This window comes from uncultured Campylobacter sp. (assembly GCF_938031315.1).
In the GTDB taxonomy this organism is placed as follows: Bacteria; Campylobacterota; Campylobacteria; order Campylobacterales; family Campylobacteraceae; genus Campylobacter_B.
This window is the reverse complement of sequence record NZ_CALHHT010000211.1, coordinates 1-3,363: the sequence shown is the minus strand read 5'-3', so window position 1 is coordinate 3,363 and position 3,363 is coordinate 1. Positions and strand designations below refer to the sequence as shown.

Annotated in this window: 4 protein-coding genes; 1 reads left to right on the top strand and 3 read right to left on the bottom strand. The window is 46.2% G+C overall.

From position 1 onward, the window contains the following. Positions 1-155 precede the first annotated feature (155 nt). A complete protein-coding gene (locus tag Q0236_RS05320) occupies positions 156-413 on the top strand; it encodes a hypothetical protein (RefSeq protein WP_297915818.1) in 258 nt (85 codons plus the stop codon). Between the two features lie 107 nt (positions 414-520). Here Q0236_RS05320 and Q0236_RS05315 read toward each other — a convergent pair whose 3' ends face one another. The 3 genes from Q0236_RS05315 to Q0236_RS05305 form a co-directional block, all read right to left on the bottom strand. Beyond that, positions 521-916, bottom strand: coding sequence for a hypothetical protein (locus Q0236_RS05315; RefSeq protein ID WP_297915816.1), 396 nt, complete (start codon positions 914-916; stop codon positions 521-523). A gap of 440 nt (positions 917-1,356) precedes the next feature. Further along, positions 1,357-2,037, bottom strand: a complete 681-nt coding sequence (locus tag Q0236_RS05310; RefSeq protein WP_297915814.1) for an aspartate/glutamate racemase family protein — start codon at positions 2,035-2,037, stop codon at positions 1,357-1,359. A 223-nt stretch (positions 2,038-2,260) separates the two neighbouring features. Beyond that, on the bottom strand, positions 2,261-3,363 hold a 1,103-nt coding region (locus Q0236_RS05305; protein ID WP_297915812.1), incomplete at its 5' end, for a dicarboxylate/amino acid:cation symporter.

Genomic DNA, 3,363 nt, shown 5'->3' with positions numbered 1-3,363 from the left:
CACAAAATGACAAATTATATGCTTAAAATAGGCTGAAAAATACTAAAATTTTACCGAATTGTTACCGAATGTTTACCAAAATCGCGAAAATTCGGGCATAAAAAAAGCGAGACCCACACAGGTCTCGCTCATTATTGAAAGGAGTTCTAATTTCGATGGTGGGATTATATCAAGCTGCGGTAAACAGACGGCAACACAGGATTTTACGCCTTAGCTTTTTCGGCTTTAAATTTATATCTAAAATTTTAAATTTAAGCCGATATTTTGTTTGGCTTTTGTTTATCGATTATTTTCGTGTAGATTTGGCGCGGATTAAATTTAGTAAAATTTTTTCGTATAAAAAGCAGCGGTTAAATTTAAACAAGCCGGATAGCGCGATAAGGATAAATCCTCGCACCATAGAAAAGCCGTAAAGGCGGAGCGGCTAAAAGCGATCCGCAGGTTTAAAACGGCGAGCAACGAAGGCGATCAAAAATCGATCGGTGGCCAAATAACCTGCGGACAAAAGTCATAAAGCGGATTAAAAGCTTATATTTTCGCTATCTGGTACGGCTATGGAGTCGTTTTTATAGACCTGTTTAGTTACGATTTTCTCGCCGCTATAGGCGCGCGGAGAGCTCGCGCCCGCTTTACGAGAGATGATTCTAAACTCGGTAATGGTGCCGCTACTGGTGCTCACGTAGGCGACGTCGCCCGAGGCCGCGTAGTATCTACCCGAGCGCGCTATGTAGGCATCGCCGCTAGAGAGGTCTTTGAGCGTGTAAATATAGGAAGTGGAGCCTTGGCGCGTGTAGCTGAGCACTTCTGATTTGACGGCGTTTATATTGCCTGCCATGGCAGGTGCGTCATTGGAGGTAAACAGCGCGCAGCCCGATACTGCAAACGCAACAAACGCCGAGAGTATAAAATTTTTCATATTCAATCCTTGTGTTGATTTGGAGTTTAAGGGTAGTGGGTTTAGGCTTAAAATTTGCTTTCGGCGCGGAATTTTAACGCGCAAGATGAAATTTACGACGGCTATTTATCGGCCGCAAGCTTAAAATTTACCGAATTTTAAAGCTCGTCGCTAGCGGTCAATTTCGGCCTTTATGGCTTCGTAAATTTTAAATTTATTGGCGCGCGAGCTGTCTGCGCTGCGGGTCAATCTGTTTAGCAAGGATAAATTTTAGCATGAAGTTAAATTTAGACGCATTTGCAGCTGCGACGGCGTTAAATTTAAAATTTTAAATTTCGCAAACGCAACGACCAAATTTAAAAGCGGTTTGTTTTAGAATTTTATAGAGCTAAATTTTAAAGCAGCGCCGCGCGAAATAACGCTTCTGGTGCGCGGCGGCCTTTAAGCGGTAGCCTTTAAATTTACGAGCGCGAAAACTCCACGATCGCCTTGGCAAGCTCCAGCGTCGGATCGACAAAAATTTTATCGCTTTTAATTAATGGCAAAAATAGCGGCAGTTCGGTGCACGCAACGACGTAGATATCGGCGTCGATCTTGCCCAAAAGATCCTCAAAAATGCCCACGTATTCATTGATCTTGCCCGCTTTGACCCCTTTGTAGATACAGTCCATCAGCGTGTTTTGGATCTGCTCGCCCAGCTCAACGCTGATTAGCCCCGCAGATTTTAGCGGCTCGTCGTAGATTCGCGCCTTTTTCGTGCCGATCGTAGCCAAAACGGCGATCTTGCGCGCCTCTTTGTGGTTTTGCAGGATCGATTTTACCGTGACTTCAGCGATATGAATGATCGGCAGATCCACCGCCGCGACGATGTCGTCGGCAAAAAAATGCGCCGTATTGCAGCCCATCGCAAACGCCGCACAGTTCGCATTTTTCAGACGATTAGCGCTCTCGATCAGGCGCGGCAGCGGATTTTCGCCCTTACCCAAAATAAACGCCGTGCGATCCTCGATCTGCGGGTAGCTGTCGATTACGAGCGGGATATTTTCCTGATCGCTCTTCGCCGCGGTCGCCTCGATTATTTTAAGATACAGATCCGCGCTCGCCAAAGGCCCCATTCCGCCGATAATTCCAACTCTTTTCATCTAATATCCTTTCTAAATTTATCAAATTTAAATTTACTGGCTCTTGTAAAATTCATCTCGCCGTAGCCTTGCAAACATGCGGCGATGAAATTTGCCAAGCCGCTTGAGCCTCGCCGCAGCAGAAATTTTATCGCGACAAAATTTTATTGCCGCAATAGCCTAGTGATGCAAACGCGCTACAAAAAGCTAAATTTAACGCCGCAAGGGCTAAAAGCCTAAAATTTCAGCCCTCCCACTTGCTCATATCCATTTCATTTTCGGTTTTCGCGACATATATCGATGCCACGACGTCGCCCGTTACGTTCATCGAGGTTCGTCCCATATCCAAAATCGCGTCGATACCCAGAATCATACCGTATGCGATCGCGACATTGCCGTTTACTTTGATGCCGATGGATTCAAGCACCAAAAGCAGCATCAGCGCGCCCGCTCCAGGCACTCCCGCCGTTCCGATCGCAGCAAGCATTGAAGTAATGATGATCGTGAAATACTCGCTGCCGCTTAAACTTATGCCGCAAGCATTTGCGATAAATAGCGAGCAAACGCCCAAATATACGGTCGTACCGTTCATATTGATAGTAGCGCCCACGGGCAAAACAAAGCCGTAGATCGACTTTGGAATGCCCATATCCTCGGCTGTTTGCATCGTGATAGGTAGCGTGCCGTTAGAGCTACGGGTAACGAAAGCCGTAAGCATCGGCGGACGCACCTTTTTAAGAAATTTAACCGGGCTAATGCCAAGCAGCATACAAATAACACAATAAACCAAAAATACTTGAATCGCAAGTCCCAAATATAGGGTGATCGTAACGTTTAGCAGCGAGCTAAAAGCTTCGATGCCATTTTTATTAAATACGACGAACATCAACGCAAAAACGCCGATCGGCGCGTATTGCATCACCCAGCGTACGACCTTAAACATTATCTCACTCATTCCGTCGAAGAAGTTATAAACCGTGTCGGCGGAATTTTTGATGCGTGCATCGGCGCTGTCGCGGCAAAATGCAAGCCCCACGCCAAAAAATAGACAAAACGCGATGATCGGCAAAATTTCGCCTTTAGCGATAGAATCAAAAGGATTCGTAGGGATTATGTTTAATAAAATTTTACCTAAACTAGGGGCGCTTGCAGCCTTTTCTACGGCCTTTGACGCGTCGCTTAAATCAAGCCCGCTGCCCGGAGAGAACACAAGCGCGCATCCCAGTCCGATAACAATCGCAAGAAGCGTCGTAAGCGCATAAAACGCGATCGCTTTAACGCCTACTTTACCGAGGTGTGCGGGTGAGATCGAGCTAGTGCCTACGATCAGCGAACAAATGATGATCG

Excerpts from the sequence above, each read along its gene's own strand:
- Q0236_RS05310 (WP_297915814.1), bottom strand. The coding sequence starts at position 2,037 with ATGAAAAGAGTTGGAATTATCGGCGGAATGGGGCCTTTGGCGAGCGCG.
- Q0236_RS05320 (WP_297915818.1), top strand. The coding sequence starts at position 156 with ATGGTGGGATTATATCAAGCTGCGGTAAACAGACGGCAACACAGGATT.
- Q0236_RS05315 (WP_297915816.1), bottom strand. The coding sequence starts at position 916 with ATGAAAAATTTTATACTCTCGGCGTTTGTTGCGTTTGCAGTATCGGGC.